At 67.0% G+C, this 24499-nt stretch carries 29 protein-coding genes and 1 tRNA gene; 17 read left to right on the top strand and 13 right to left on the bottom strand.

Annotated elements, in window-relative coordinates; all coding sequences use genetic code 11:
* Nucleotides 1-118: 118 nt before the first annotated feature.
* Nucleotides 119-304 (top strand): hypothetical protein, encoded by a 186-nt coding sequence (locus AC1RJ5_RS05360; RefSeq protein WP_493112096.1) that lies wholly within the window; start codon nucleotides 119-121, stop codon nucleotides 302-304.
* Complete coding sequence (locus AC1RJ5_RS05355; protein WP_269574794.1) at nucleotides 301-693, top strand: DUF1801 domain-containing protein; 393 nt, start codon at nucleotides 301-303, stop codon at nucleotides 691-693. The genes AC1RJ5_RS05360 and AC1RJ5_RS05355 overlap by 4 nt, the downstream gene beginning before the upstream one ends.
* 163 nt (nucleotides 694-856) lie before the next feature.
* Here AC1RJ5_RS05355 and AC1RJ5_RS05350 read toward each other — a convergent pair whose 3' ends face one another.
* Nucleotides 857-1252, bottom strand: a complete 396-nt coding sequence (locus AC1RJ5_RS05350; RefSeq protein WP_269574795.1) for a hypothetical protein — start codon at nucleotides 1250-1252, stop codon at nucleotides 857-859.
* Between the two features lie 89 nt (nucleotides 1253-1341).
* Between AC1RJ5_RS05350 and AC1RJ5_RS05345 the strand changes: the two genes are divergently transcribed.
* Complete coding sequence (locus tag AC1RJ5_RS05345) at nucleotides 1342-1962, top strand: DJ-1/PfpI family protein (protein WP_342251096.1); 621 nt, start codon at nucleotides 1342-1344, stop codon at nucleotides 1960-1962.
* A gap of 111 nt (nucleotides 1963-2073) precedes the next feature.
* Here the strand turns inward: AC1RJ5_RS05345 and AC1RJ5_RS05340 are convergent, their stop codons facing one another.
* On the bottom strand, nucleotides 2074-3237 hold the full coding sequence (locus AC1RJ5_RS05340; RefSeq protein WP_493114649.1) for a dihydroorotase: 1164 nt from the start codon (nucleotides 3235-3237) through the stop codon (nucleotides 2074-2076).
* A 145-nt stretch (nucleotides 3238-3382) separates the two neighbouring features.
* Nucleotides 3383-4372, bottom strand: coding sequence for an aspartate carbamoyltransferase catalytic subunit (locus AC1RJ5_RS05335; RefSeq protein WP_269574798.1), 990 nt, complete (start codon nucleotides 4370-4372; stop codon nucleotides 3383-3385).
* Between the two features lie 138 nt (nucleotides 4373-4510).
* Here AC1RJ5_RS05335 and AC1RJ5_RS05330 point away from each other — a divergent pair, with 138 nt between their 5' ends.
* The gene (locus tag AC1RJ5_RS05330; protein WP_493112093.1) at nucleotides 4511-5299 is read left to right on the top strand and encodes a hypothetical protein; all 789 of its coding nucleotides are present in this window, start codon (nucleotides 4511-4513) and stop codon (nucleotides 5297-5299) included.
* Here the strand turns inward: AC1RJ5_RS05330 and ruvX are convergent.
* Entirely contained in the window at nucleotides 5296-5757 is a 462-nt protein-coding gene (ruvX, locus tag AC1RJ5_RS05325; protein ID WP_269574801.1) for a Holliday junction resolvase RuvX, read from the bottom strand. The genes AC1RJ5_RS05330 and ruvX overlap by 4 nt on opposite strands.
* A gap of 23 nt (nucleotides 5758-5780) precedes the next feature.
* Nucleotides 5781-6890: a DUF3089 domain-containing protein gene (locus AC1RJ5_RS05320; protein ID WP_493112091.1), complete on the bottom strand. Its 1110-nt coding sequence runs from the start codon at nucleotides 6888-6890 to the stop codon at nucleotides 5781-5783.
* Nucleotides 6891-7088: 198 nt separating this feature from the next.
* On the opposite strand from AC1RJ5_RS05320, the gene gatC reads away from it, so the two are divergent.
* The 6 genes from gatC to AC1RJ5_RS05290 are packed head-to-tail and all read left to right on the top strand — an operon-like array spanning nucleotide 7089 to nucleotide 11784.
* Entirely contained in the window at nucleotides 7089-7376 is a 288-nt protein-coding gene (gene gatC, locus AC1RJ5_RS05315; protein ID WP_183994508.1) for an Asp-tRNA(Asn)/Glu-tRNA(Gln) amidotransferase subunit GatC, read from the top strand.
* On the top strand, nucleotides 7376-8860 hold the full coding sequence (gene gatA / locus AC1RJ5_RS05310) for an Asp-tRNA(Asn)/Glu-tRNA(Gln) amidotransferase subunit GatA (protein ID WP_493112089.1): 1485 nt from the start codon (nucleotides 7376-7378) through the stop codon (nucleotides 8858-8860). Before gatC ends, gatA begins: the two co-directional genes overlap by 1 nt.
* Nucleotide 8861: 1 nt before the next feature.
* Nucleotides 8862-9017 carry a hypothetical protein gene (locus tag AC1RJ5_RS05305; RefSeq protein WP_184167707.1) on the top strand — a complete coding sequence of 52 codons (156 nt, stop codon included), beginning with the start codon at nucleotides 8862-8864 and terminating at the stop codon, nucleotides 9015-9017.
* On the top strand, nucleotides 9014-10519 hold the full coding sequence (gene gatB, locus AC1RJ5_RS05300) for an Asp-tRNA(Asn)/Glu-tRNA(Gln) amidotransferase subunit GatB (RefSeq protein ID WP_184167704.1): 1506 nt from the start codon (nucleotides 9014-9016) through the stop codon (nucleotides 10517-10519). Before AC1RJ5_RS05305 ends, gatB begins: the two co-directional genes overlap by 4 nt.
* Nucleotides 10520-10537: 18 nt before the next feature.
* Entirely contained in the window at nucleotides 10538-11143 is a 606-nt protein-coding gene (locus tag AC1RJ5_RS05295) for a hypothetical protein (RefSeq protein ID WP_342251407.1), read from the top strand.
* Entirely contained in the window at nucleotides 11140-11784 is a 645-nt protein-coding gene (locus AC1RJ5_RS05290) for a peptidylprolyl isomerase (RefSeq protein WP_493112086.1), read from the top strand. Before AC1RJ5_RS05295 ends, AC1RJ5_RS05290 begins: the two co-directional genes overlap by 4 nt.
* Before the next feature lie 9 nt (nucleotides 11785-11793).
* Here the strand turns inward: AC1RJ5_RS05290 and AC1RJ5_RS05285 are convergent, their stop codons facing one another.
* Genes AC1RJ5_RS05285 through AC1RJ5_RS05275 form a run of 3 tightly spaced genes read right to left on the bottom strand, consistent with a single transcriptional unit; the run spans nucleotide 11794 to nucleotide 12905 of the window.
* Nucleotides 11794-12498, bottom strand: a complete 705-nt coding sequence (locus tag AC1RJ5_RS05285; RefSeq protein WP_269574806.1) for a Crp/Fnr family transcriptional regulator — start codon at nucleotides 12496-12498, stop codon at nucleotides 11794-11796.
* Between the two features lie 28 nt (nucleotides 12499-12526).
* Nucleotides 12527-12709 (bottom strand): hypothetical protein, encoded by a 183-nt coding sequence (locus tag AC1RJ5_RS05280; protein ID WP_269574807.1) that lies wholly within the window; start codon nucleotides 12707-12709, stop codon nucleotides 12527-12529.
* Between the two features lie 16 nt (nucleotides 12710-12725).
* The gene (locus AC1RJ5_RS05275; RefSeq protein WP_269574808.1) at nucleotides 12726-12905 is read right to left on the bottom strand and encodes a hypothetical protein; all 180 of its coding nucleotides are present in this window, start codon (nucleotides 12903-12905) and stop codon (nucleotides 12726-12728) included.
* A 112-nt stretch (nucleotides 12906-13017) separates the two neighbouring features.
* Here AC1RJ5_RS05275 and AC1RJ5_RS05270 point away from each other — a divergent pair.
* The 3 genes from AC1RJ5_RS05270 to AC1RJ5_RS05260 all read left to right on the top strand — a co-directional run bounded on the left by AC1RJ5_RS05270 (nucleotide 13018) and on the right by AC1RJ5_RS05260 (nucleotide 15801).
* Nucleotides 13018-13102: transfer RNA gene (locus AC1RJ5_RS05270), tRNA-Leu, on the top strand.
* A 71-nt stretch (nucleotides 13103-13173) separates the two neighbouring features.
* Nucleotides 13174-14763 (top strand): trigger factor, encoded by a 1590-nt coding sequence (tig, locus tag AC1RJ5_RS05265; protein WP_493112083.1) that lies wholly within the window; start codon nucleotides 13174-13176, stop codon nucleotides 14761-14763.
* Nucleotides 14764-14874: 111 nt separating this feature from the next.
* Nucleotides 14875-15801, top strand: coding sequence for a glycosyltransferase family 2 protein (locus tag AC1RJ5_RS05260; RefSeq protein WP_493112081.1), 927 nt, complete (start codon nucleotides 14875-14877; stop codon nucleotides 15799-15801).
* Nucleotides 15802-15886: 85 nt separating this feature from the next.
* Here the strand turns inward: AC1RJ5_RS05260 and AC1RJ5_RS05255 are convergent, their stop codons facing one another.
* A complete protein-coding gene (locus AC1RJ5_RS05255) occupies nucleotides 15887-16915 on the bottom strand; it encodes an SDR family oxidoreductase (protein ID WP_269574811.1) in 1029 nt (342 codons plus the stop codon).
* Nucleotides 16912-18201, bottom strand: a complete 1290-nt coding sequence (locus AC1RJ5_RS05250) for a hypothetical protein (protein WP_493112079.1) — start codon at nucleotides 18199-18201, stop codon at nucleotides 16912-16914. Before AC1RJ5_RS05250 ends, AC1RJ5_RS05255 begins: the two co-directional genes overlap by 4 nt.
* A gap of 174 nt (nucleotides 18202-18375) precedes the next feature.
* Here AC1RJ5_RS05250 and AC1RJ5_RS05245 point away from each other — a divergent pair, with 174 nt between their 5' ends.
* From AC1RJ5_RS05245 to AC1RJ5_RS05235, 3 genes are all read left to right on the top strand, one after another.
* A complete protein-coding gene (locus AC1RJ5_RS05245) occupies nucleotides 18376-19011 on the top strand; it encodes an ATP-dependent Clp protease proteolytic subunit (protein ID WP_184167666.1) in 636 nt (211 codons plus the stop codon).
* 121 nt (nucleotides 19012-19132) lie between these two features.
* Nucleotides 19133-20389: an ATP-dependent Clp protease ATP-binding subunit ClpX gene (gene clpX, locus AC1RJ5_RS05240; RefSeq protein WP_184167662.1), complete on the top strand. Its 1257-nt coding sequence runs from the start codon at nucleotides 19133-19135 to the stop codon at nucleotides 20387-20389.
* 215 nt (nucleotides 20390-20604) lie between these two features.
* A complete protein-coding gene (locus AC1RJ5_RS05235) occupies nucleotides 20605-21252 on the top strand; it encodes a hypothetical protein (protein ID WP_493112076.1) in 648 nt (215 codons plus the stop codon).
* Here AC1RJ5_RS05235 and AC1RJ5_RS05230 read toward each other — a convergent pair.
* The gene (locus tag AC1RJ5_RS05230; RefSeq protein ID WP_342250547.1) at nucleotides 21249-21692 is read right to left on the bottom strand and encodes a hypothetical protein; all 444 of its coding nucleotides are present in this window, start codon (nucleotides 21690-21692) and stop codon (nucleotides 21249-21251) included. The genes AC1RJ5_RS05235 and AC1RJ5_RS05230 overlap by 4 nt on opposite strands.
* A complete protein-coding gene (locus tag AC1RJ5_RS05225; RefSeq protein WP_493112074.1) occupies nucleotides 21689-23125 on the bottom strand; it encodes an NCS1 family nucleobase:cation symporter-1 in 1437 nt (478 codons plus the stop codon). The genes AC1RJ5_RS05230 and AC1RJ5_RS05225 overlap by 4 nt, the downstream gene beginning before the upstream one ends.
* 135 nt (nucleotides 23126-23260) lie before the next feature.
* Here AC1RJ5_RS05225 and AC1RJ5_RS05220 point away from each other — a divergent pair, with 135 nt between their 5' ends.
* A complete protein-coding gene (locus AC1RJ5_RS05220; RefSeq protein ID WP_493112072.1) occupies nucleotides 23261-23881 on the top strand; it encodes a hypothetical protein in 621 nt (206 codons plus the stop codon).
* A 12-nt stretch (nucleotides 23882-23893) separates the two neighbouring features.
* On the opposite strand, the gene AC1RJ5_RS05215 is transcribed toward AC1RJ5_RS05220, so the two are convergent.
* On the bottom strand, nucleotides 23894-24499 hold the full coding sequence (locus tag AC1RJ5_RS05215) for a methyltransferase family protein (protein WP_493112070.1): 606 nt from the start codon (nucleotides 24497-24499) through the stop codon (nucleotides 23894-23896).

Raw genomic sequence — 24499 nt, 5'->3', positions numbered from 1 at the left:
ATAGGAAAGGCCGGGGCGGCGACGCTCCGGCCTTTTTCGTTGGGCTTGACGAACACATAACCCAATGGTTATGAGAAATGCATAGCCAGAAGGTTATGTATTCGAGGGAGGATATGCCATGCTACGTCAGGTCCACCGCTGGAGCGGGTTCATTTTCAGCATCGCCGCGGTCGTGAACATCATCGCGGTGATCCTGCAGGCCAACGCGCAGTGGCTGGGGCTGCTCGCGGTGGCGCCGCTGCTGGTGCTGTTGCCGACGGGGCTCTACATGTTCGCCAAGCCCTATTTCGCGAGGAACGCATGAGCGAGGACAAGACCGCCGTCGAGCAGATCGACGCCCGCATCGCGGCGCTGGACGACTGGCGCGGCGCGACGCTGGCGAAGGTGCGCGCGATCATCCACGCGGCCGATCCGGAGGTGGAGGAGACGTGGAAATGGCGCGGCGTGCCGGTGTGGGAGCATGCCGGGATTATCTGCACCGGCGAGACCTACAAGGCGGCGGTGAAGCTCACCTTCGCCAAGGGCGCTTCGCTGGAAGACCCTACGGGTCTGTTCAATTCGAGCCTGGACGGGAATGTGCGCCGTGCGATCGACATCCATGAAGGCGAAACGATCGACGAAGCGGCGCTGACGGCGCTGATCCGCGAGGCGGTGGCGGCGAATCTGGCGAAGCCGGCGCGGCGGAAGAAGTAGGTTCCGTCCGTCATCCCCGCGAAGGCGGGGATCCATTGCCGCCGAGGGTAATGAGACTCTCTTCAGTCAGCGAGAATGGATCCCCGCCTTCGCGGGGATGACGAACAAGGGCGGGGATCACGGAGAAGAAATGCTGGGGCGAAGGGTATTTGGCCTAGCCCCATCATCGCCGCGCGGCGTCGGCCTCGTCGTACATCGCGCCGATCCGGCGGCGGAAGCCCTTGAAGCCCGCTTCGCGCGTGGCGCGGTCGATACAGGCTTTGGCGATCGGCTCGAGGGCGGCGAGATCCTGGCGGGCCAGTGCCAGTGCCTGTTTCGCCTCGGAAGTTTCCAGCGTGCGCTCGGGCAGGCGCTGCGTGTACCAGGAATTGCCGACGAAGAACGCGCGCCGCGCCTCTGCGGGGGCATTGGTGCGCTCGGCATTCTGGCCGGCGACGCCCAGCACGACCGCGCAGTGGAGCTTGTTCTTCGGGTTGAGGCCGTCGGCTTGTCCGGAGGCGCAGCCGGCAGCGAAAAGCGATCCCGTGAGCAGTGCGGCGGTTTTTATAGGAATAGCCATAACAGGCTGCCTAGGCCGAGGCGATTAATGCATGGTTGCACCGTATGCCGCCTGATAGGACAGGAGCACAGGTTTACGGGAGTCTTCAGGTGCAGATCGCAGTGCTGACATTCGACGGGTTCAACGAGCTCGACAGCTTCGTCGCGGCGGCGATCCTTAACCGGATGAAGGCCAAGGGCTGGATGGCCCACATCACCTGCCCGACTGGGCAGGTCACCTCGATGAATGGCGTTACGGTCACCGCGCAGAAGCCGTTGGAGTTCGCCGCCGAGGCAGATGCGGTGCTGATCGGCAGCGGCTTTCGCACGCGCGAGATCGCGGCGGATGCGGAGATGCTTGCGCGGATCCGGCTTGATCCGGCGCGCCAGCTGATCGGGGCGCAATGCTCGGGCACGCTGCTGCTCGCGAAGCTCGGGCTGATCGGTTCGCTGCCGGCCTGCACCGACCTTACCACCAAGCCCTGGGTGATCGAGGCGGGCGTCGAGGTGATCGACGCGCCGTTCGTGGCGCATGGCAATGTCGCGACCGCTGGCGGCTGCCTGGCCTCGCAATATCTGGCGAGCTGGATGATCGCGCGGGGTTCTTCGCTCGCCGATGCCGAGGCGGCGATCCATTACGTCGCGCCGGTGGGGGAGAAGGAATTGTACGTTGAGCGAGCGATGGGGGTGATCGGGGTGTTTGTCGGGGCGGGCGAGAGGGTTGCTGCGTAACCGTCATCCCGGCGAACGCCGGGATCTCGTGCGGCTCTTTCCCCGCGCCTTCGCCTGAGATCCCGGCTTTCGCCGGGATGACGGGGAGGGCCGGGGTCTACGGCTATTGCGTCACTCGATCTCCCGCCCGCCCTTGAACACGCGGTGGACCTTGCCCTGGACCGGCAGCCCGTCGAACGGGGTGTTGCCGGCGCGGGCCTTCATCTTCGTGCCATCGACCAGCCAGGGGGCGTCCGGGGCGAAGAGGATGAAGTCTGCGGGCTTGCCGGGCTCGAGCGTGCCGGCGTCGAGACCCAGGACGCGCGCCGGATTGGCGGCGAGCAGCTCGAACAGCCGCTCCATCGTCAGCGTGCCGTCGCGGACCAGGCCGAGCGAGAGGGCGAGCAGGGTCTCGGCGCCGGACATGCCTTCGTCGGCGTCGATGAAGGGCAGGCGCTTGCCTTCCGGCCCGCGCGGGTCATGGCCCGAGGCGATCACGTCGATCGTGCCGTCGGCGAGCGCGGCGAGCACCGCCTGGCGATCGCTCTCGGCGCGCAGCGGCGGCGAGACGCGGGCATAGGTGCGATAGTCGCTGACCGCGATGTCCGACAGCTGCCAGTGCGCCGGCGTGACGCCGCAGGTGACCTTGACGCCGCGGCGCTTGGCCTGGCGGACCAGGTCGAGCCCTGCGGCGGTGGTGACCTGGCGGAAATGGATCCGCGCGCCGGTATCCTCGGCGAGCATCGTGTCGCGGGCGATCGCCAGCGCCTCGGCGATGGCGGGGGCTGCCGCCAGGCCCAGGAGCGTGGCGGTGAGGCCTTCGGTGGCGACGGCGTCGCCCGCGAGGCCGCTGTCCTCGGCATGGGTGATCACGGTGAGGCCGCAATCCCTGGCATAGGCGAGGACCTTGCGCATCACGCCCGCATTCGCGACCGAGCGGCGGCCGGTGGCAACAGCCTTGGCGCCGGCGCTGGCGTTGATCGCCATCTCGGCGAGGTCGGTGCCCTGGAGCCCCCGCGTGGCGGCGGCGAGGGGGTGGACCCACAGATCCGGCTTCCCCATCAGCGCGGCACGGCGGATGATGCCGGGATCGTCGAGGATCGGCGACTGATCGGGCATCAGGCCGACCCGAGTGATGCCGCCGGCGCGGCAGGCGGCGCGATCGACCGCGAACACGCCGAGATCGATGATACCGGGGGCGAGGGTGAGGCCCTTGCCGTCGATGGTCTCGGTGTTGTCGGTTGGCGTGGCGATGGTCTCGCCGGAGAAGGCGAAGCTGGTGGCGCCGCCGAGCACGCGGACGTTGTTGAAGACCGTGCTCACGCGACTACTCCTTCGGTTCCTCGGTGAAAGCCGGGGCCCAGGGTTACAAGCGACAGGGCAGAGAAACCCTGGGCCCCGGCTTTCGCCGGGGAACTATGATGGGAAGGGCGGAAATGGATCATGCCCAGCCCTCCACGCCGCGCTCGGCTCGGGTGAGGACGTCGAGGCAGGCCATGCGGACTGCCACGCCCATCTCGACCTGTTCGGTGATCGCGCTGCGATCCGGATCGTCGGCGACCGAGGAGTCGATCTCGACGCCGCGGTTCATCGGGCCCGGATGCATGACCAGCGCATCGGGCTTGGCGCGCGCCAGCCGCTCGGGGGTGAGGCCGTAGCGGGCGTGGAACTCGCGGGTCGACGGGATGAAGCCGCCGGCCATGCGCTCGTTCTGGACGCGCAGCATCATCACGACATCGGCGCCTTCCAGCGCGGCGTCGAAATCCGTGAACGGCGTGACGTAGAGCCCCTCGATCGCCGGGGGCATCAGCGTGGAGGGCGCGACGACGCGGACCTCGGCGCCGAGCGACGTCAGCGCCAGCATGTTCGAGCGGGCGACACGGCTGTGGAGCAGGTCGCCGCAGATCACCACGCGCTGGCCGGCCACCGAGCCGCGGCGGCGGCGGATGGTGAGTGCGTCGAGCAGCGCCTGGGTCGGATGCTCGTGCCAGCCGTCGCCGGCGTTCAGCACCGGGCAATCGACCTTGTCGGCGATCAGTTGCACCGCGCCCGAGGCCATGTGGCGGATAACGATCACATCGGCGCGCATCGCGTTGAGCGTAACGGCGGTGTCGATCAGCGTCTCGCCCTTCTTCACCGAACTCTGCGCCGCGTGCATGTTGACCACATCGGCGCCCAGCCGCTTGCCCGCGATCTCGAAGGACAGGAGCGTGCGGGTGCTATTCTCGAAAAAGGCGTTGATCTGGGTGAGCCCCTCGAGCCGGCGGTCGCTGCGGGCGCGCGAGCGGTTCGCTTCGATCCACTGTTCCGCTTCGTCGAGCAGGAACATGATCTCATGGGGCTGGAGACCCGCAATGCCGGTGAGGTGCCGGTGCGGGAAGACGGCGCGGCCCTGTATCTGGGCCGCGGGGCGATGATCTGAGGCTTGCATTAAAGCCGTCGCCTAGACCCCCGGACGCGGTGGCGCAAGGAGTCTCGCATCTGCCGCAAATCGCAGATAGGAATGCGCCCGCGTATCGTTTCGGGGGGAGCGTTCGTGCAGGGCTGGTGGGTTTCGTTTCTCGGCTGGATGACGCGCGATCCCGCGTGGTGGGCGGCGTTCCAGACCGGGGCCTTCTTCTTCGCATTGGGACTGGTGCTCGTCCTCGCGCTGCTGCCCTGGTGGCTGGCACGCGTCGAGCGGGCGCGCTGGCGGCCGATGCGGCAGATGCTGGCGCTGGCGGCGCTGCAGGCGCACCGCGATTGCGGGGAGAATGTGCTGGCGCTGTCGCGCGAATTCTTCCGCGAGAATGGCGCCGCCCCGCTCGACCGGCTGGTCCGCGCACGGGCGGCGATCGAGCGGCAGGCGGCGGACGGGGCGCGGTTCGGGCGGGTAATGGCGGTCTATGCGCCGGCGGTGGATGCCCGGCACGCGGCCCTGCTCGCCGATACCGCGGCGCTGGCGGAGCTGGCCGGACGGACGCTTGCGGGGCTCACGCGCCTCTATCTGGGCCAGGCGACGGTGCGGGTGGGGGCCAATGCGGTGCATGGCGACGATGCGCTGGGCTATGCGCCGGCGCAGCTGGTGTCGCTTTCCTATGTCGGCGAGATGGAAGCACTGGCGGCGGGCTTTGCCGAGACGGCTGCCGGGCATCGTCTCGGCCTGGAAAAGGTGCTGGGGCGCCGGGCGCGCAAGGCGGCGCGGGCGGAGCTGGAGCGGATCGACGCCGATGTCGCGATGCTGAGCGCGGACGTGCGGCGCTTCTGCGGGAAGCTCCAGCCGGTCGATGCGGGGGACGTGACCTACAAGACCCGGGCACAGGGCGAGCGGGTACACCGCTCGCTCGACGCGCTGATCGCCCGGTTCGATCGACGCTAGACGTTCACCAGCGCGTCGATCGCCGCCTGGAGGATGTGCGCGGCGGCCATGTTGTCGATCATCTCGGCGCGGCGGGCGCGGCTGAAATCTTGCTCGATCAGCGTGCGCTCGACCGCGACGGTGGACCAGCGCTCGTCCCAGAGCAGGATCGGCAGGCCGATATCGTCCATGTTGCGGGCAAAGGCGCGGGTGGACTGGGTGCGCGGGCTATCGGTGCCGTCGAGGTTGAGGGGGAGGCCGATCACCATCCCCTTCACCTGCTGCGCGTTCATCAGCGCCTGGAGGGCGGCCTTGTCCTTGGAGAATTTGGTGCGGCGGACGAGCTCGGCGGGGCTCGCGAAGCTCCAGCCGGCGTCGCATAGGGCGGTGCCGATCGTCTTGGTGCCGACGTCGAGGCCGATCAGGCGGCCGCCGGCGGGCAGGGCGGCGCGGAATTCGGCGGAGGCGGTGGTGATCATCGCGGCCTTCTACGTCGCGCCGATCAGAACGGCCAGAACTTGCGCTTGGCCTTGAGCCGCCGCTCGGCATCGGCGCGGACATTGGCCCAGAACAGGCTGTAGTCGAACACATGGTAGTTGTTGCCCGGCAGCACATAGGGGCCGAGGTCCGGCGGGGTGTTGCCGATCATCAGGATGCCGCGTCCCTCGCAGCGGGCAGGGACGAGGTTCTTGCGGAGGACGGCGCTGGTCAGGTCCTTGCTGGGGAGCAGGCCGCCGAGATTGGCCTCCGCGCCGACGCTGTCGTTCGGTTTCCCGGTGAGCGGGTTGGTGCAGAGCATCGGCGTGCCCTTGCGCGGCTGGCCGGTGAAGCCGCTGCTCTGGTCGAAGGTGTCGAGAATCAGCGAAGGGTCGGCGGGGTCGGAGAAGCTCTGCCAGGACAGGATGCAGCCGGTCTCGTCAGGGCCGGAGCAGGCGGGGAGGCCGAGCTTCGGCAGGTCCGCAGTCATCGAGACCGGCCAGCCCACGACATAGGCCGCGACGATGCGCTTCGCCAGCGGCTTGCCTGCCACGCGATCGACCAGCAGGCGGGTGAGGTGAAGTGCGCCCTGGCTGTGGCCGGCCAGGATGATCGGGCGGTTGCCGGCTTCCCTGAGGAACTGATCGAACGCCGCCAGCACGTCGCGATAGGCGAAGTCGAGCGCCTGATGCGCCTGTTCCTTGCTGGTGAGGAAGGCGCCGAAGGTCGCCTGGCGGTAACGCGGCGCCCAGACCAGCCCGGCGCCGTTGAAGGCGCTCGCCTGGCCGCGCAGGAACAGCTCGGCGCGGGCATTGGCCGCCATGTCGTTGAGCGGCGCGTTCCAGGCAGAGCGATCGAGGAATGACGTAGGGTGGACGAAGAACACCGCGGCGGGCGGGTTCTTGGCGGGCTTGAAGCCTTCGGGCGTCCACAGCGCTGGATTGCCGGGCTTGTCCGGCCGGGCGAGCCAGAGATCGGGCCTGGTGTAATCGCCGGGGGCGGAGAGCTGCACGATGTTCGCGCTGGGCACCATGGCCTGGCGGAGCAGTTCGATGCCCCAGAATCGATAGGCGAAGGTGGCGGCCAGTGCGAGCACGATAAGTCCTACGATGACGTAGAGGAATTTACGGGCCAAGCCCCACTCTCCATTGTGCAATGCAGCATAAAGCCGTTTTGTTGCAATCGCATTCCCGGCGGGCGCGATTTCGCCCGGCGCAACTGCGCTTGCAGGCGCCACCATAAAGCACCGGAAATTCACTTTACCACCCCGCACGGACGAGGGCCGCGCAAGCCAGCGCTTGAAGGCGCGGGGCGCGGCTGTTAGGCGCCTCCCATGTCCGTCGATACCGCAACCGTGAAGAAGGTGGCGAGCCTCGCTCGCATCGCGATCAGCGATGCCGATGCCGAGCGCCTCGCGCCCGAGCTCAACAACATCCTGGGCTGGATCGAGCAGCTTGGCGAGGTCGATACCTCGTCGGTCGAGCCGATGACCGCCGTGATCCCCAACAAGCTGCGCCTCCGCGAGGACGTGGTGACCGAGGGCAACCAGCGCGACGCCGTGCTGCAGAACGCACCGCAGGGCGAGCACGGGTTCTTCACCGTGCCGAAGGTGGTCGAATAATGACCGAGATCACCGATCTGGGCGTAGCCGCCCTGCGCGACGGCGTGCGCGCCGGCACCTTCTCGGCCCGCGAAGTCGCCGATGCCTTCATCGTCAAGGTGAGCAAGGCCAAGGCGCTCAACGCCTTCATCGTCGAAACCCCCGAGCATGCGCTCGCCGCCGCTGCCGCCGCCGACGAGGCGCTGGCCAAGGGCGAGGCGCTCAAGCCGCTTGCCGGCGTGCCGATCGGCATGAAGGACCTGTTCGCCACCAAGGGCGTGCAGACCACCGCCGCCAGCCACATGCTGGAAGGCTTCAAGCCGGTCTATGAATCGACTGTCTCGCAGAAGCTGTGGGACGCGGGCGCCGGCATGCTCGGCAAGCTCAACCTCGACCAGTTCGCGATGGGCTCGTCGAACGAGACGTCGTATTTCGGCAATGTGATCTCGCCCTGGCGGCGTGGCGGCGGCGACAATGCCCCGCTGGCGCCCGGCGGCTCGTCGGGCGGCAGCTCGGCGGCGATCTCGGCGCGGCTGGTGCCGGGTGCCACCGGCACCGACACCGGCGGCTCGATCCGCCAGCCCGCGGCGTTCACCGGCATCAGCGGCATCAAGCCGACCTATGGCCGCTGCTCGCGCTGGGGCGTGGTCGCCTTCGCCTCGTCGCTGGACCAGGCCGGGCCGATGGCACGCGACGTCAAGGACTGCGCGATCCTGCTCGAGAACATGGTGGGTTTCGATCCCAAGGACTCGACCTCGCTGAACCTGCCGGTGCCGAAGTGGGAAGAGCTGCTTTCGGGCGACCTCAAGGGCAAGAAGATCGGTATTCCCAAGGAATATCGCCTCGACGGCACGCCGGAAGAGATACTGAAGCTCTGGGACCAGGGCATCGCCTGGGTGAAGGACGCCGGCGCCGAAGTGGTGGAGGTCAGCCTTCCGCACACCAAATACGCGCTGCCGACCTATTACATCATCGCGCCGGCCGAGGCTTCGTCGAACCTCGCCCGCTATGACGGCGTGCGCTACGGTCTGCGCGAGCTGGCTGACGGCCAGAACCTGCAGGAAATGTACGCGGCGACCCGCGCGGCGGGCTTCGGCCCCGAAGTGCAGCGCCGCATCCTGATCGGCACCTATGTGCTGTCGGCGGGCTTCTACGACGCCTATTTCACCCAGGCATCGAAGGTCCGCACGCTGATCGCGCAGGATTTCGAGAACGCCTTCACGGTCTGCGACCTGCTGCTGACCCCGACGGCGCCGAGCGCGGCGTTTGCCCTCGGGGAAAAGTCGGCCGATCCGCTGGCGATGTACCTCAACGACGTGTTCACCGTGCCTGCCAGCCTTGCCGGCCTGCCGGCGATGAGCGTGCCCGCCGGGCTCGACAGCGCCGGGCTGCCGCTCGGCCTGCAGATCATCGGCAAGCCGCTCGACGAGCAGGGCGTGCTGGGTGCCGGCCTTGCGATCGAGCAGCGCGCCGGGTTCACGGCGCGGCCGGAGCAATGGTGGTAAGATGAGTTGGTTCGCCGACATCCTGATCCAGGAGATCGCCAGCTGGTTCGGCGATCTCGGCAGGAAGCGGCGGGATATGGCGCCGGACCCGGATTTCAGGTCCCGGCACAAGCGAATGAAGCGCTCGCCACGGCGGGCGGAGAAGGTCGGTAAATGAGCGAATCCACGTACCGCATCCAGGGCGAAACCGGCGAATGGGAGGTCGTGATCGGCCTCGAAGTCCACGCCCAGGTCACGTCCAACGCCAAGCTCTTCTCGGGCGCGGCCACTGCGTTCGGCGCAGAGCCGAACAGCCAGGTGAGCCTGATCGACGCGGCGATGCCGGGCATGCTGCCCACGCCGAACCAGGAGTGCATCCGCCAGGCGGTGCGCACCGGCATGGCGATCGGCGCGGTGATCAACAAATGGTCGCGCTTCGACCGCAAGAACTATTTCTACGCCGATCTGCCGCAGGGCTATCAGATCAGCCAGCTCTTCCACCCGCTGGTGGGCGAGGGGCAGATCGAGATCAGCCTGGACGACAAGGACCCCGAGGCCAACGTCAAGACGATCGGCATCGAGCGCATCCATGTCGAGCAGGACGCCGGCAAGCTGATGCACGACCAGCATCCGACGCGCAGCTACGTCGATCTCAACCGCGCCGGCGTGGCGCTGATGGAGATCGTGTCGAAGCCGGACATGCGCTCGCCGCAGGAGGCCGGTGCCTATCTGAGCAAGCTGCGCGCGATTCTGCGCTATGTCGGTTCGTGCGACGGCAACATGGACCAGGGCTCGATGCGCGCCGACGTGAACGTCTCGGTCCGCAAGCCGGGCGCCGAGTTCGGCACCCGCACCGAGACCAAGAATGTCAACTCGGTCCGCTTCGTCATGCAGACGGTGGAGATCGAGGCGCGGCGCCAGGTCGAAGTGCTCGAGGCCGGCGGCAAGATCGTCCAGGAAACCCGCCTGTTCGATCCGGACAAGGGCGAGACCCGGTCGATGCGCTCGAAGGAAGACGCGCACGATTATCGCTACTTCCCCGATCCCGACCTGCTGCCGCTCGAGCTGGACGATGCCTTCCTCGAGGAGTGCCGCGCCAGCCTGCCCGAGCTGCCCGACGCCAAGCGCCGCCGCTATGAGCAGGCGCTGGGGCTGAGCGCGTACAATGCCGCGACGCTGACGGCCGATGCGGACACTGCCCGCTGGTTCGAGGCGCTGCTCGCCGAGGGCGCGCGCATCCAGAAGAAGGGCGAGCAGGAAGTTGCCCGTGCTTCGGCCAACTGGCTACTGTCGGACCTGTATGGCGCGCTCAACCGCCTGAACAAGGACCTCGACACCTCGCCGGTGAGCCCGGAACAGGGCGCCGAGCTGCTGGCGCTGGCCGCCGATGGCACGCTGTCGGGCCCGCTCGCCAAGCAGGTGTTCGAGATCATGCTCGAGACCGGTGATGCGGCGGGGAAGATCGTCGAGGAGCGCGGGCTCAAGCAGACCAGCGACACCGGCGCGATCGAGGCGGTGATCGCGGAGATCCTCGCCAAGAACCCCGGCCAGCTCGAGCAGTATCGCGGCGGCAAGGAAGCGCTGTTCGGCTTCTTCGTCGGCCAGACGATGAAGGCGATGGCGGGCAAGGCCAATCCGGCGGTGGTCAACGAGTTGCTGAAGAAGGCGCTGGCGGGCTGAGTTGCGAAGGGGAAAGCGATGATCACGATCCTTTCGGCATTGCTTTTCCTTTCTCCCGCGCAGGCGGCGGACTGCAGCTATGACCGCGCGGCACTGATCGCGCTCGACCAGGATCGGTTCGACCAGGACCTGGACGGTGGCTGGCGGGCGCTGGCGAATCGGGGCTGCGAGCATGCGGCGGCCGAGGCGATTCGCGACTGGCGCGAGGCGCACAAGGCGGAGCTCTCGACGCTCTTCTGGCATGAGGGGCAGATGCGCGCCAATGCCGGCGAGACCGATGCAGCGATCGGGCTGTTCCAACGGGCGCGTAAGCGCACCGGCGGGGACCAGGGGGGTGCCTGGGCGCTCTATGTCGATGGCAGCATCGCGTTCCTGCGCGGGGACAAGGACGGGCTGGAGGCGGCACGCGCGAAGCTCGCCGCCACGCCCAGGCCTGCCGACTTCGACGAAGTGGCGCGCGACGACAAGGGCAAGCCGATCCTGATGCCGGACGGCAGCCCGTGGCGCATCCAGTGGCCGCTCAACCTGGGCGTGCTCGACTCCCTGCGCCGCTGCTGGGGGCAGACCTACAAACAGGCCTATGCCTGCCCGCGGGCCGCCGCGACGAAACAGGAGGGATCATGATCCGGACGCTGACCGCATGCCTGCTGACCCTGTCGGCGCTTCCGGCCATGGCGCAGACCGCACCGGCCCCGGCGCCCGTTCCGGTGCCGTCGGCGACCCCCGCCAAGCCGCTGCCGCGCGTGGCGCTGACCACCAGTGCCGGGGTAATCACGGTCGAGGTAGACAATGTCCGCGCGCCGATCAGCGGTGGGAATTTCCTGCGCTATGTCGACCAGAAAAGGCTCGATGGCGCGCCCTTCTACCGGGTGGTGAAGGTGCAGGACCATTTCGGCTTCGTGCAGTTCGGCGTGAACGGCGCTCCGGCCAAGGTGCTGCCGCCGATCAAGCATGAGCCGACCACGGTTACCGGCATCAAGCATACCGATTTCACGCTTTCGACCCCGCGCCGCGCGCCGGGGACCGCGCGGGGCGACTTCACCATCCTGCTTGGCGACCAGCCCTCGTTCGATGCCGATCCGAGCAAGCCAGGCGACAATCTGGGCTTCGCGGCCTTCGCCCATGTCGTCGATGGCAAGGATGTGGTCCTCAAGATCTTCGATGCGCCCAACTCGCCCACCGCGACACTGGCCGGCGGCTATTTCAAGGGCGAGATTCCCGCCGCGCAGGTGAAGATCCTCACTGCGCGGCGGGTGGCGCCCTAGTTCGCCGGCCTAGTTCGCCGGCTTGTCGAGATAGAGGTATAGCGCGTCGAACTCGGCGAGCCCTTCCAGCGCACCCCGATCATGGACGGTTACCTTGCCGCCGCGGAAGTCGGCCAGTCCGGCTTCGCGCAGCTCGCGCAGCACGCGATTCACATGCACACCGGTCAGGCCCAGGCACTCGGCGAACTGGTTCTGGGTGATCGGCAGTCGGAAGCTGTTGCCCTCCGCCGCGCCGACCACGAGCAGGCGCGACTGGAGCTCGCACAGCAGGTGTGCCGCGCGCTCGATCGCATTTCGCCGGCCCAGCGACACTTCCCATTCGCGGTGGATGCTCGCGTCGAGGTTGGTCGAGAACCAGAAGGCGCGGGTGAGGCTGGGGAAGCGATTGGTCAGCTCGAGCACGCGGACATGGGGCGCGCGCGCGATCCGGCACGGCGTCAGCGTCATCACATTGTGATCGAGATAGCCGAGCGTGTAGCCGTGCAGGTCGGCGAAATCGCCGGGCACGTGGATATGGGTGATCTGGCGCTGGCCGTCGCTCAGGTCCTTGTACCGCGCGAGCAGGCCGTCGAGCAGCAGAATCGAGCTGTTGAGCCGCTCGCCACGGCGCACGATCACCTGTTCGGCGGCGAAGTCGATCGGACCGATCAGCGCAGCGCGCAGGGCTTCTTCCTCCGGCTCGCCGATTTCGCAGCGCAGCCGGAGCTTTTTCATGTGCTTGTCTATCATGGGCGCCCGGGCGTTACTGCGCGTCCGCGTCTTGGTTCTTGACGTCTCCGGCGGTGCCGCCGACTCCGTCCGAGGCTCCGGCATCCGCCAGCGGCGAATGGCCGTTGCCGCCTTCGCCGCGCTTCACGGCATCGGCGCGCGCCTCGACGATCTGCTGGAGATCGGAGCGCGGGTCGTCACGATTGCTGTCGTTCATCCTCTCTCTCCTTGTTCTATGCGATGGGCTGGCCCGGCGCCGGGACCGTCGGGGTGGACGGCTGGGGCGAGGGCACGTCGATGTCCGGCGCCGGGGGATCGAGTTCCGGCGGCGGGCTGATCGGCTGGCCCGGTTGCGGCGCGGACGGCTGCTCGGGGGGCGGCACGGTCGGCTGGACAGGGGGCTCAACGGGCACGTTCGGTCTCCTTGTTTCGCCTGACCAACGCTTCGTGTCGCGATGAAGTTTCTTGCGCCCTTGCGATGAAGCCCCTGACTGCTATAGAGCCCGCCGACCGGCGGTGCCCTGTGCGGGCGTGGCGGAACTGGTAGACGCGCCAGATTTAGGTTCTGGTATCGAAAGGTGTGGGGGTTCGAGTCCCTTCGCCCGCACCAGCATCGCCGCTCGTTTCCCGCGTCACCGGACGCCGCGACTCCTTTTCTTGAAGTTTGGAAGCCTGAGAAAAATGCAGACTGTCGAGACGTTGAACGAGGGCCTGAAGCGCGCCTACACGCTCAAGATCACTGCCAAGGACATCGACAAGAAGGTCGATGCCGAGGTCAAGCGGGTTGCTCCGCAGGTGCGCATGCCGGGCTTCCGCCCGGGCAAGGTGCCGACCAACCTGATCCGCAAGATGCATGGCGAGGCGATTGCCCAGGACGCGCTCAACAGCTCGATCCAGGAAGGCGTGCAGAAGCTGATCGCCGACAACAAGCTGCGCCCGGCCGTGTCGCCGTCGGTGAGCCTGGAAGGCGAGTATGCGCCGGGTGGCGACGCCGAGATCAAGGTCGAGCTGGAAGTCCTGCCGGACGTCCCGACTCCTTCGATCGACGGCCTGAAGCTCGAGCGCCTGACCGTTCCGGTCAGCGACGAGGAAGTGAACGAGCAGCTCAAGCAGCTCGCCGGCCAGCAGAAGGCGTGGACCGACGCCCCGGCCAAGCACAAGGCCGCCACCGGCGACCAGGTGACCATGGACTTCGTCGGCACCGTCGACGGCGTCGCCTTTGACGGCGGCACCGGCGAGGGCATGTCGGTCGAGATCGGCACCGGCCGCCTGATCCCGGGCTTCGAGGACCAGCTCGTCGGCGTGAAGGCCGGCGACGAGAAGACGATCGACGTCACGTTCCCGGCCGATTATGGCGTGGCCGACCTGGCCGACAAGCCGGCGCAGTTCGCGCTCAAGATCACCGCGGTGAAGACCGCCGGCGATACCGAGATCAACGACGACTTCGCCAAGACGCTCGGCCTGCAGAGCCTCGAGCAGCTCACCGGCCTGCTCAAGGGCCAGCTCGAGCAGCAGCTGGGCGGCCTGACCCGCACCTATATGAAGCGCAAGCTGCTCGACCAGCTGGCCGCCGGCCATGACTTCGAGGTTCCGCCCTCGATGGTCGAGGCTGAGTTCGACCAGATCTGGCACCAGCTCCAGCACGAAGCCGAGCATGAGGCCGATCCGGCCGCTGCCAAGGCCGAGCTGGACGCCGAGCGCGAGGACTATGTGAAGATCGCCGAGCGCCGCGTGCGCCTGGGTCTTCTCCTGTCGGAGATCGGCACCGCCAACGGCGTCGAAGTCACCCCGAACGAGATGAACCAGCTGATCGCCCAGGCTGCCGCCCAGTACAGCCCGAACGATCGCGAGCGCTTCTACCAGTATGTCCGCAACGAGCCGATGGCCGCCGCCCAGCTGCGCGCGCCGCTGTTCGAGGACAAGGTGGTCGACTTCCTGTTCGACAAGGCCGAGATCTCGGATCGCGAAGTGACTCGCGAGGAGCTGGAAGCCGCGATCGAGAGCGATGACGGCTTCGACACCGGCACGCACACCCACGACCACGACAACCACAAGCCGCGCAAGTCGAAGAAGGCCGACGAAGGCGAGAAGGCCGAGAAGAAGCCGGCCAAGGCCAAGAAGGCCGACGCCGAGCCGGCTGCGGAAGCCGAGGCCGAGCCGGCCAAGAAGCCGGCCGCCAAGAAGGCACCGGCCAAGAAGGCCGAAGCGGCCGAGGGCGAGGCTGAAGCCAAGCCCGCCAAGAAGGCTCCGGCGAAGAAGAAGGCCGACTAAGGCTTTCCGCTTTGTACAAGTTCAGGCCCTCGCTCCTCGCGGAGCGGGGGCCTTTTCCTTGCGCCGCAGATTGCTGTCGAAACGCAGCCATTTCCGCCTTATGGCTGGCGCATGACCATGCCCAAAGTCGCCGTTCTCCTGCCCTGCTACAATGAAGAAGCCGCGATCGCCCAGACGATCGAGGGGTTCCGCAAGGCGCTGCCGGACGCGACCATCTATGTCTATGACAACAACAGCCGCGACCGGACGATCGACGTCGCGCGGGCGGCGGGCGCGGTGGTGCGCAGCGAGCGGATGCAGGGCAAGGGCAATGTCGTCCGCCGGATGTTCGCCGATGTCGATGCCGACATCTATGTGATGGCCGATGGCGATGCGACCTATGACCCGGCCTCGGCTGCAGCGATGGTCGCGCGCGTGGCGGAAGAGGGGCTCGACATGATCGTCGGCACCCGCGTCCACGAGGCGGCGGAGGCGTATCGCCGCGGGCACGTGCTCGGCAACCGGATGATGACCGGCATCCTCGCCAGCCTGTTCGGTCGCAGCTTTACCGATATCTTCTCGGGCTACCGCGTCTTCTCGCGCCGCTTCGTGAAGAGCTTCCCGGTGCTCTCCGCCGGCTTCGAGATCGAGACCGAGATCAGCGTGCATGCGCTCGAGCTGAAGATGCCCGTCGGTGAGGTCGAGACCCGCTATTTCGCCCGGCTCGAAGGTTCCGAATCGAAGCTCAACACCTATCGCGACGGCTGGCGCATCCTGAAGACGATCGCGGTGCTCTACCGGATCGAGCGGCCGATGCTGTTCTTCGGCTGGATCGCCGCGCTGTTCGCGCTGCTGGCGATCGGGATGAGCATTCCGCTCGCTTTCACCTGGTTCGAGACCGGGCTGGTGCCGCGTTTCCCGACTGCGATCCTCGCGACGGGGCTGATGATCCTGGCGTTCCTCAACCTGTTTACCGGGCTGATTCTCGATACGGTGGTGCGGGGGCGGCGCGAGATGCGGCGGCTGGCATATCTGGCGCAGCCCGGGCCGCTGAAATAAGATCCGTCATCCCGGCGAAAGCCGGGATCTCAGGCGATGGCGGGTAAGGAGCCGCCTGAGATCCCGGCTTTCGCCGGGATGACGGTTACTGGATCAACCCCAGCTCGATCAGGCTCTTCGCGGATGCGAGGATCGCCTCCTCGTTGCTCCGAGGCTGCCAGCCGAGCAGCTTGCGCGCCTTGGCGTTGCTGGCGTTGGACTGGATGCCGAGGCGGGGTGCCGCCTCGCGGGCCATCGGGTTGAAGATCGCCATGATCCGCACCAGCCAGCTCGGCACGCGGCGGCGGGTGATGCGGGCACCGGCAGGGCCTAGGTTGGCGCGCAGCACATCCGCCATCTGCGGAATCGACATCGCCGGGCCGGCGACTGCGAGGAAGCGCTCGCCCGAAGCATCGGCATGGGTCATCGCCTCGATCTGCAGGCTCGCGACGTCGCGGACATCGACGACGCCGAACCACAGGTCGGGCAGGCCGGGCATCTTGCCCTCGATCATCGACTTCACCAGCCAGATCGAGGTGGAGAGGTCGTCGTTGAGCGCCGGGCCGAAGATGCCGACCGGATTGACCACCGCCAGCTCCAGCCCCTTGCCCTCGGCCGCGACGAAGTCCCAGGCGGCGCGCTCGGCGAGCGTCTTGGATTTCATATAGGGCTGGACGGCGGGGCCGTTCACATCGGTCCAGTCCGCTTCGCTATAGTCACCGGAGCGGTTGCCATGGCCATAGCCGATCGCGGCGAAGCTGGAGGTGACGACGACGCGCTTCACGCCCGCCGCATGGGCTGCGCGCAGAACATGGAGGGTGCCATCCACCGCCGGGCGGATCAGCTCCTGCTCGTCTTCGGGCTGGCTCTGCGGAAAGGGCGAGGCGACGTGCTGGACATAGTCGCAGCCGGCCACGGCCTCGGCCCAGCCTTCGTCCTTCTCCAGATCGGCGGCGAAGAAGCTGAGGCGGCTGGTATCGGCGCCTGCCTTTTCGAGCGTGGCGCGGACCTGCGGCTCGCGGGCGAGGTTGCGGACGGTGGTGCGGACATTGTGCCCCGCCGCCAGCAGCTGGAGGATGACATGGCTGCCCACAAAGCCGGAGCCGCCGGTGACCAGGATCGTGTGCGTCGTCATTGCGCCATCATGGGTATGCGCCCGCGCGCCTGCAAGCGGGCGAAGATTCCGACGAGCAGACCGGCGGCAAGAAAGGCGAGCAGCGGCCAGACGGCATAGGCGTATCGGGGCACGGGCTGGACGAGCGCATAGGGCAGGCCGGCGAGCGCGATGTAGAGCGCGAACAGCCCGTGGAAGCGCCGGCGCCGGATCAGGCCGGCGAGCAGGCCGGCCAGGCCCAGCGCGGCGACCAGCCGGATCATGTCGATCCGCAGCGTGGGAAATGCCTCCCAGTTGGTCAGCGCGCCTTGCCAGCGATCGGGGAAGTAGAATTGGCGATAGTGCCGCAGCGCCAGCCGGGCGAAGTCGAGCGGGTTGGCGCGAATCCAGGCGCCGGTTTCCCGGGCAAGCGCGCGCGAATACGCGACTTCGCCGCCGGCGGCGCGCAGCCGCGCCTGGGTCGCTTCATTGTCGTTGGGGTGGATCGCCTGCATCCGCGCCTGCGATTCGGCGAGCGGATCGGCGGGATCGAGCGCGCCGGGATAATTGGCGAGCGCCATTTCCAGCCCGACATTGTCGCGCAGCAGGATCGGGCTACCCATCACCTGCGCGTTGCGCAGCACCCAAGGCGCGAGGACCAGCGCCAGTGCCGCTGCGGCGGTGGCGGCGAACGCGAGGGCGCGTGGGAAGGGCAGGCGGCGCAGCGCGAGCCACGCCCAGCAGGCATCGACGGCGAGCCCGGTGGTGGGGCTGACGAAGAAGGTCGCGGCTGACAGCGCGGCGCCAACCAGCAGCGGCTGGCCCGCGATCGTCTCGCGCTGGTCCAGTGTGACGATCAGCCAGAGATTGGCGAGCGCGAGCAGCGTGGCGAGCCCGCCTTCCCAGACACGGAAGTCCGCCGCTTCCTGCACGATATGGCCGGGCACCAGGCAGAGCAGCGCAAGCCCGCCGATCAGCGCGGCAGGCTGCCAGCCGGCCCGTTCGAACAGCTTGCGGGCAAGCAGCCAGGTCGCGCCGAGCAGGGCGAGCGTCCACAGGCTGAGGATCAGGCTGGCCGCCGCCGAATCGCCGAACACATGCTCCACCGCGGCGGCGCCGACGATTGTCGTGGGCATCAGATGCGCGGTCGGGCCGGTGCCCGGTCCGAAGGCGTCGGCGAGCGTGCTGGTGCGCGCAAGGGCGGTGACGGCGCTGCTTGCCTCGCCCAGGTCGAACGGCGCGAGCAGGCCGCGCACCAGCACCAGCCACCCGAGGCGGATCGCCAACCCGGCCATCACCAGCCAGGTCGCCACGTCACGCGTCGTCATGCGCGCGCTTCCTGCTTCGTCTCCGCTGATGCCGTGTCTCCCCTGGCCGGTGCCGGACCCGCTTGTCACAGACTAACCATAACCAAGGCTTGAACTCCGCTCGTCAAGCGCCGATGTTGCAGCGGGCAAACAGACATAATGAGACATTCACCCATGCATCCGCTTTCCGGTCAGATGACCATCGACCCCGTTACCGGCGGTCTCGTTCCCATCGTCATCGAGCAGTCGAGCCGCGGCGAGCGCAGCTTCGACATCTATTCGCGCCTGCTGCGCGAGCGAATCGTTTTCGTGACCGGCCCGGTCGAGGACCATATGGCCTCGCTCATCACTGCCCAGCTGCTCTTCCTCGAGTCCGAGAACCCGAAGAAGGACATCTGGATGTACATCAACTCGCCGGGTGGCGTGGTGACCGCCGGCATGGCGATCCACGACACCATGCAGTATATCCGTCCGCGCGTCGGCACGGTCTGCATCGGCCAGGCTGCCTCGATGGGCTCGTTCCTGCTCGCAGCCGGTGAGCCGGGCCTGCGCGTGGCGCTGACCAATGCCCGCATCATGATCCACCAGCCCTCGGGCGGTGCGCAGGGCATGGCGTCGGACATCGAGATCCAGGCCAAGGAAATCCTGCGCATCAAGCGCCGGATGAACGACCTGTACGTGAAGTACACGGGCAAGTCGCTCGATGAGATCGAGCGTGCGATGGACCGTGACACCTTCCTCGAGGCCGACGAGGCCAAGGCTTTCGGCCTGGTCGACGAGGTTTACGAGAAGCGGCCGATGCCGACGGATGGTGAGGCTCCGGCAGCCTGATCCGTCAGTAGGTACTTAAGGAGTCTGGCGTAATAGCCAGATTCCAGTTTGCCGGATAATCTCCCGCGTGTAGGATAGCGGGTGGCGTAACGTGCGCGCGACGCACGAAGGATGGAATTGAATGACCAAGCTTAGCGGCGGAGACTCGAAGAGCACGCTCTATTGCTCGTTCTGCGGCAAGTCGCAGCACGAAGTGCGCAAGCTCATCGCAGGACCCACCGTGTTCATCTGCGACGAGTGCGTGGAGCTCTGTAACGATATCATTCGGGAAGAGACCAAGTCCGCGCTCGTCAGCAAGAAGGACGGCGGGGTTCCGACGCCGCAGGAGATCTGCGACGTCCTCGATGACTATGTGATCGGCCAGAAGCGCGCCAAGCGCGTGCTGTCGGTGGCGGTGCACAACCACTACAAGCGGCTGAACCACGGCGCCAAGGGCGCGGACGTCGAGCTTTCCAAGTCGAACATCCTGCTCGTCGGCCCGACGGGCTGCGGCAAGACGCTGCTGGCCCAGACGCTGGCGCGCATCCTCGACGTGCCCTTCACCATGGCGGATGCCACCACGCTCACCGAAGCCGGCTATGTCGGCGAGGACGTGGAGAACATCATCCTCAAGCTGCTCCAGGCTTCCGACTATAATGTCGAGCGGGCGCAGCGCGGCATCGTCTACATCGACGAGATCGACAAGATCAGCCGCAAGGCCGAGAACCCGTCGATCACGCGCGACGTGTCGGGCGAGGGCGTGCAGCAGGCACTGCTCAAGCTGATGGAAGGCACGACGGCTTCGGTTCCGCCGCAGGGCGGCCGCAAGCACCCGCAGCAGGAATTCCTGCAGGTGGACACGACCAACATCCTGTTCATCTGCGGCGGTGCCTTCTCGGGCCTCGAGAAGATCATCGGCGATCGCCTGCAGGGCAAATCGATCGGCTTCGGCGCGCATGTCGCCTCGCCGGACGAGCGCCGCACGGGCGAGATGCTCAAGCAGGTCGAGCCGGAGGATCTCCTCAAGTTCGGCCTGATCCCCGAGTTCGTCGGCCGTCTGCCGGTCATCGCGACGCTCGAGGACCTCGATGTCGAGGCGCTGATAAAGATCCTCACCGAGCCGAAGAACGCGCTGGTCAAGCAGTACCAGAAGCTGTTCGACATGGAGGGTGTGAAGCTCGGCTTCAACGATGACGCGCTTACCGCCGTCTCGAAGAAGGCGATCGAGCGCAAGACGGGCGCACGCGGCCTCCGCTCGATCCTGGAGGGCATCCTGCTCGACACGATGTTCGACCTGCCGTCGATGGACGGGGTGGACGAAGTCGTGGTCGACAAGGACGTGGTCGCCGGTACCAAGGAGCCGGTCCGCGTCTATGCCAAGAAGGAAAAGGCGGGCTGAGCGTAGCACGCTAGCTCCGGCTGGAATTTGGAAGGCCCTTTCCGCGAGAGCGGGGAGGGCCTTCTGCTTTCTACCTTCCCGTTCCCCCGCGAAAGCCGGGGCCCAGGGTTTCTCCGCCGGCTCGCTTGTGACCCTGGGCCCCGGCTTTCGCCGGGGAACTTGTACTCTCTGTGCGATGCGCCATCATGCGGCCCAATGGCGATCGGGGGCACGCTTTGACCAGCACGGACGCGCATGCCCGGCGCCGCAACGTTCGTTTCTGGCATGCCTTCATCTGGCTGCTGGTCGGCGCGGTGAGCTATGCGGTGGCGCTGGCGGTCGCCGTGCTGCTCTATCCCGATCCCAAGGACGTGCTGGCGCCGGTGATCGGGCCCAGCCTGTATCTCACGCCGTTGTTCGGCATGCCCTATCTGTTCGCCAGCGCCCGGCAGCGCGGCTGGGTGCGAAGGGTGGTCTATTTTTCCGCGGTGCTGACTTGCGCGCATGTCGCGGCCAACTATCTCGCGTGGCGGCATGCGATGCTGAGTTACTCGTTCGAGCCGGGCACCCAGACCTGGGTGCGTGACCTGGGCACCGGGGCGGTGGGTGGCTTTGCCGGCGGCGTGCTGGCGCTGATGCTGCTGGTGCCGCTGCGCCTGGCGCCGTTCACCGCCGCGAGCCGGGCGATCATCCTGTTCGGGATCGCGGCGCTGGCGGTCTTGGGGGCATTGGGCATGGCCGAGGGGCTGCAGCTGACCAACGCGCTCGAATATCAACTCAAGTCCTCGCGCTTCGTCTTCTGGTTCGAGTGCGTGCATCTGCCCTGGCAGGCCTGTCTGGCGTTTTTCCTCGCCTGGCTGATGCGGCTCGGGCGGCGGGCCTAGTTGGCGTGATAATGGTGGAGAAGGAAGCGATTCCACCCGCGTTTCGTGCGGCTCTCCACCGCAAAGTCGAATCCCTCCCCCAAGCCGGGCCAATATGCAAAGCGCGCCAGCCCGGCCGGCATCTCCGCTTCGAAGGCGATGGCTTCCGGATGGATATCGCTGGCGTCGGCGAGCTTGCCCTGTGATCGCTTGCCGTCCGAAGTGAACGACCAGAAGGCAAGGGTGCCGTCACTGTCCTTGCCGAACAGCGCCATCTCCTCATAGCCCATGCCGCTCCACTGCGCGTCGAGCCGGATAAAGGCGCCATTCCAGATTCGCTCGAAACGGCGGCTGCAATTGGCCTGGCTCGCGGGTTCGGGGCCGCCCGGCCGTGCGGTCCAGCTGCCGATCAGCGGCGCGAGTGCGCCCAATGCGCCACGACCCTTTTTCCAGCCGTTCATCCCTGCTTCCGCATCAACAGGGTGTAGATTGCCAGGGCGATCGCCAGGCCGATGAACCAGGCCCAGGTATAGATCGCCATCCACAGCGCCCCTGCCGAGAAGATCGAAGGCACGGCGGTGGCCAGGAAGCCGGGCAGGTTGGGCAGCAGGCCGGCCGCAAAGGCAATCAATGCCGCCGGGTTCCAGCCGCCGCGATAGCGATAGGCGCCGTCGGCGCGGTAGAGATCCGGGACCACCAGCTCGGTGTGCCGGATCAGCCAATAGTCGGCGATGAGGATGCCGGCGATCGGGCCGAGCAGCGCTGAATAGCCGGTAAGCCAGACGAAGATGTAGCCGCCGCTGGAGGCAAGCAGCTTCCAGGGCATCATCAGGATCGCAATGGTCGCGGTGATCATGCCGCCAGCGCGGTAGTTCACCTTCGACGGCCAGACCGATGAGAAGTCGTAGGAAGCGGAAACAAGGTTCGCGGCGATGTTGCACGAGATCGTGTCGATGCTGATCACCAGGAGGCCGAGCAGCACCAAGGGCCCCTCGAATCGGCCGGCGAGCGCGACCGGGTCCCAGATCGCCTCGCCATAGATGGTCACGGTCGCGCTGGTGGTGATGACGCTGGCGAGCGCGATCAGGCCCATCATCGGCGGCAGGCCGATCGACTGGCCGATCAACTGGTCGCGCTGGGAGCGGGCGAAACGGGTGAAGTCCGGAATGTTGAGCGCCAGCGTTGCCCAATAGCCGACCATTGCGGTGAGTGCAGGCCAGAACACCGTCCAGAACTGGCCCTGCCTCGCACCGCCGGGAGCAAAGGCCGACGGTGCGTTGAAGATCGGGCCTAGCCCGCCTGCGGCGTCCACGGCCCACCAGACCAGAGCGATGCAGACCAGGATCTTCACCGGTGCCGTCCAGGTCTCGAGCCGACGGATGGTCAGCAGACCCTTGCGCACGAAGAAAAGCTGGAATGACCAGAAGGCAAGGAAGGCGATCAGCTGGCCGATTCCGATGCCGAGCAGCGGTAGCTGAGCGCCGCGAAGGTCGCTGCCGAGTGCCACGCCGAGCAGGGTGAGCAGTGCTTCGCCACCGATCCAGGTCTGGATGCCGTACCAACCGCAGGCGACCAGAGCGCGGGCAAGGGCAGGAAGCCGCGCGCCGGCGGTGCCGAACGATGCGCGGACCAGCACCGCATAGGGAATGCCGTAGCGGGCGCCGGCATGGCCGATCAGCAGCATCGGAATGAGGACGACAACATTGCCGAGCAATACCGTCAGCGCGGCCTGGGCTGCGGACATGCCTTGCTCGACGAGCCCGGCTGCGAGCATCCATGCCGGCACCGCGACGATCATCCCGATCCACAGCGCGGCATAGTGATACCAGGCCCAGTTGCGCTGTTCCGGCCCGGTGGGCGCAAGGTCGCTATTCCAGAGCTTCTCGTCCGCCACGCTTCCCCCCGAAATGCCGGCTCCAACGCGCTGGAATGTCGCCCGATCTTCGCTGCGCTGCAAGATCGACTTTTGTTGACGCGACTCAAGATGAGGCGCACCCTCGCTGTATTAGCCGGATAAAGGAGTTGTCCTATGTCTGATGCTGCAATCCTCGCGGACGAAGACCCCCGCGAGTATCATTCGTCGTTCAATCTTGCGCTCGATTCCGCTGCGGGCACGGCTTTCAAATGGCTCGTCCTTGGCCATCTGTTCTTCATAGCGGCGTTGTGCGTGCTCACCTTGGCGAATGTCGCCAACGGAGCGGTGTGGATCACGCCGTTGCTTACCTTGCCCCTCGTCTGGGCCGGGCGAGGCCACAAGCTGATGATGAAGATCGCCGTGCTGATCGTCGGGCTCACCTTCGCACATTGGGCGGCCGCCCAATTGGCGAACCAGGTCAGCCTGTCGACCGATCCGATGCGGTTCGGCCTGATCGGCGGCGGTGTCGGCTCCGGGTTGGCGCTGCTGTTCGTGCTGGGCAGCGGACTTGGCCGGCCGGGGATCGCCACGGCAATCTTCGCGGTGTTCGGCACTGCGTTGCTTGCGGGCCTCGGCGCGCTGGTCGTCTATCTCTACATGACGACCGTTACGGCAAACCAGGGCTTCCCCGGCGACTGGCTCCAGTTGCTCAAGATCTATGTGCCCTGGCAGATCGCCTTCGGCTTCGTACTGGCCAAGGTGCTGCGGCCCGATGGCGGGCTGATCGAGGAGTAACCTTCCCCGGGCTCAGAGGAGCCCGGGTACGAAGCGCTTCACGCGCGCGGCATAGGCGTCATAGTCGGCGCCGAACTGTGCGCGGAGAAGCGCTTCTTCGCGCCGCACGCGCATCCAGGTCCCGATCCAGTAGAGCGGCACCGCGATCAGCAGGCCGCGCCAATGGCCGAGCGCCAGCGCCATGACGAGGATCCAGGCGAACAGTGCGACGTAGATCGGGTTGCGGATCACCGCGAAGGGCCCCCAGGTCACGAGTTGGTGATCGTCGCGGGTGCGCGCGAAGATCGCCCAGTTGCGGCCCATCGCCCGCGAGGAGGCGAAGAACAGCGCCAGCACGGCGCCGGCAAGCAGCAGTACCGCGATCCCTTCGGCGATCGCGGCGCCGTCCGGCGCCCCGAGGATCAGCTTGAGCGGACCAAATCCCACCGCGAAAAAGGCGAGCCCCTGTACCGCTACGCCCAGCATCGAGCCCGAATCGCGTTCGCTGGTGACCTCGCTGCCCGCTGGACCGCGCCTGGCCTTCGCAATCAGCAGCATCACGATCCAGACGAGCAGGCTGCCGGACAGGATGGCGACCGCATAGACACTGGTGGGCTCGGGATGGACCAGTCCGATCAT

The organism is Sphingomonas sp. GW822-FHT03G08, assembly GCF_058801135.1.
The sequence above is the reverse complement of the archived record's forward strand: the minus strand, read 5'-3'. Positions and strand labels throughout refer to the sequence as shown.

Bases quoted from the DNA above. Each gene is read 5' to 3' on its own strand.
- AC1RJ5_RS05350 (WP_269574795.1), bottom strand. From the start codon at position 1,252: ATGGCTATTCCTATAAAAACCGCCGCACTGCTCACGGGATCGCTTTTC.
- tig (WP_493112083.1), top strand. From the start codon at position 13,174: ATGCAGACTGTCGAGACGTTGAACGAGGGCCTGAAGCGCGCCTACACG.
- gatA (WP_493112089.1), top strand. From the start codon at position 7,376: ATGACCGAGATCACCGATCTGGGCGTAGCCGCCCTGCGCGACGGCGTG.
- AC1RJ5_RS05260 (WP_493112081.1), top strand. From the start codon at position 14,875: ATGACCATGCCCAAAGTCGCCGTTCTCCTGCCCTGCTACAATGAAGAA.
- gatC (WP_183994508.1), top strand. From the start codon at position 7,089: ATGTCCGTCGATACCGCAACCGTGAAGAAGGTGGCGAGCCTCGCTCGC.
- gatB (WP_184167704.1), top strand. From the start codon at position 9,014: ATGAGCGAATCCACGTACCGCATCCAGGGCGAAACCGGCGAATGGGAG.
- AC1RJ5_RS05255 (WP_269574811.1), bottom strand. From the start codon at position 16,915: ATGACGACGCACACGATCCTGGTCACCGGCGGCTCCGGCTTTGTGGGC.
- AC1RJ5_RS05305 (WP_184167707.1), top strand. From the start codon at position 8,862: ATGAGTTGGTTCGCCGACATCCTGATCCAGGAGATCGCCAGCTGGTTC.
- AC1RJ5_RS05295 (WP_342251407.1), top strand. From the start codon at position 10,538: ATGATCACGATCCTTTCGGCATTGCTTTTCCTTTCTCCCGCGCAGGCG.
- AC1RJ5_RS05360 (WP_493112096.1), top strand. From the start codon at position 119: ATGCTACGTCAGGTCCACCGCTGGAGCGGGTTCATTTTCAGCATCGCC.
- AC1RJ5_RS05290 (WP_493112086.1), top strand. From the start codon at position 11,140: ATGATCCGGACGCTGACCGCATGCCTGCTGACCCTGTCGGCGCTTCCG.
- AC1RJ5_RS05230 (WP_342250547.1), bottom strand. From the start codon at position 21,692: ATGAACGGCTGGAAAAAGGGTCGTGGCGCATTGGGCGCACTCGCGCCG.
- AC1RJ5_RS05245 (WP_184167666.1), top strand. From the start codon at position 18,376: ATGACCATCGACCCCGTTACCGGCGGTCTCGTTCCCATCGTCATCGAG.
- clpX (WP_184167662.1), top strand. From the start codon at position 19,133: ATGACCAAGCTTAGCGGCGGAGACTCGAAGAGCACGCTCTATTGCTCG.
- AC1RJ5_RS05355 (WP_269574794.1), top strand. From the start codon at position 301: ATGAGCGAGGACAAGACCGCCGTCGAGCAGATCGACGCCCGCATCGCG.
- AC1RJ5_RS05330 (WP_493112093.1), top strand. From the start codon at position 4,511: ATGACGCGCGATCCCGCGTGGTGGGCGGCGTTCCAGACCGGGGCCTTC.
- AC1RJ5_RS05280 (WP_269574807.1), bottom strand. From the start codon at position 12,709: ATGAACGACAGCAATCGTGACGACCCGCGCTCCGATCTCCAGCAGATC.
- AC1RJ5_RS05335 (WP_269574798.1), bottom strand. From the start codon at position 4,372: ATGCAAGCCTCAGATCATCGCCCCGCGGCCCAGATACAGGGCCGCGCC.
- AC1RJ5_RS05285 (WP_269574806.1), bottom strand. From the start codon at position 12,498: ATGAAAAAGCTCCGGCTGCGCTGCGAAATCGGCGAGCCGGAGGAAGAA.
- AC1RJ5_RS05220 (WP_493112072.1), top strand. From the start codon at position 23,261: ATGTCTGATGCTGCAATCCTCGCGGACGAAGACCCCCGCGAGTATCAT.
- AC1RJ5_RS05250 (WP_493112079.1), bottom strand. From the start codon at position 18,201: ATGACGACGCGTGACGTGGCGACCTGGCTGGTGATGGCCGGGTTGGCG.
- AC1RJ5_RS05215 (WP_493112070.1), bottom strand. From the start codon at position 24,499: ATGATCGGACTGGTCCATCCCGAGCCCACCAGTGTCTATGCGGTCGCC.
- ruvX (WP_269574801.1), bottom strand. From the start codon at position 5,757: ATGATCACCACCGCCTCCGCCGAATTCCGCGCCGCCCTGCCCGCCGGC.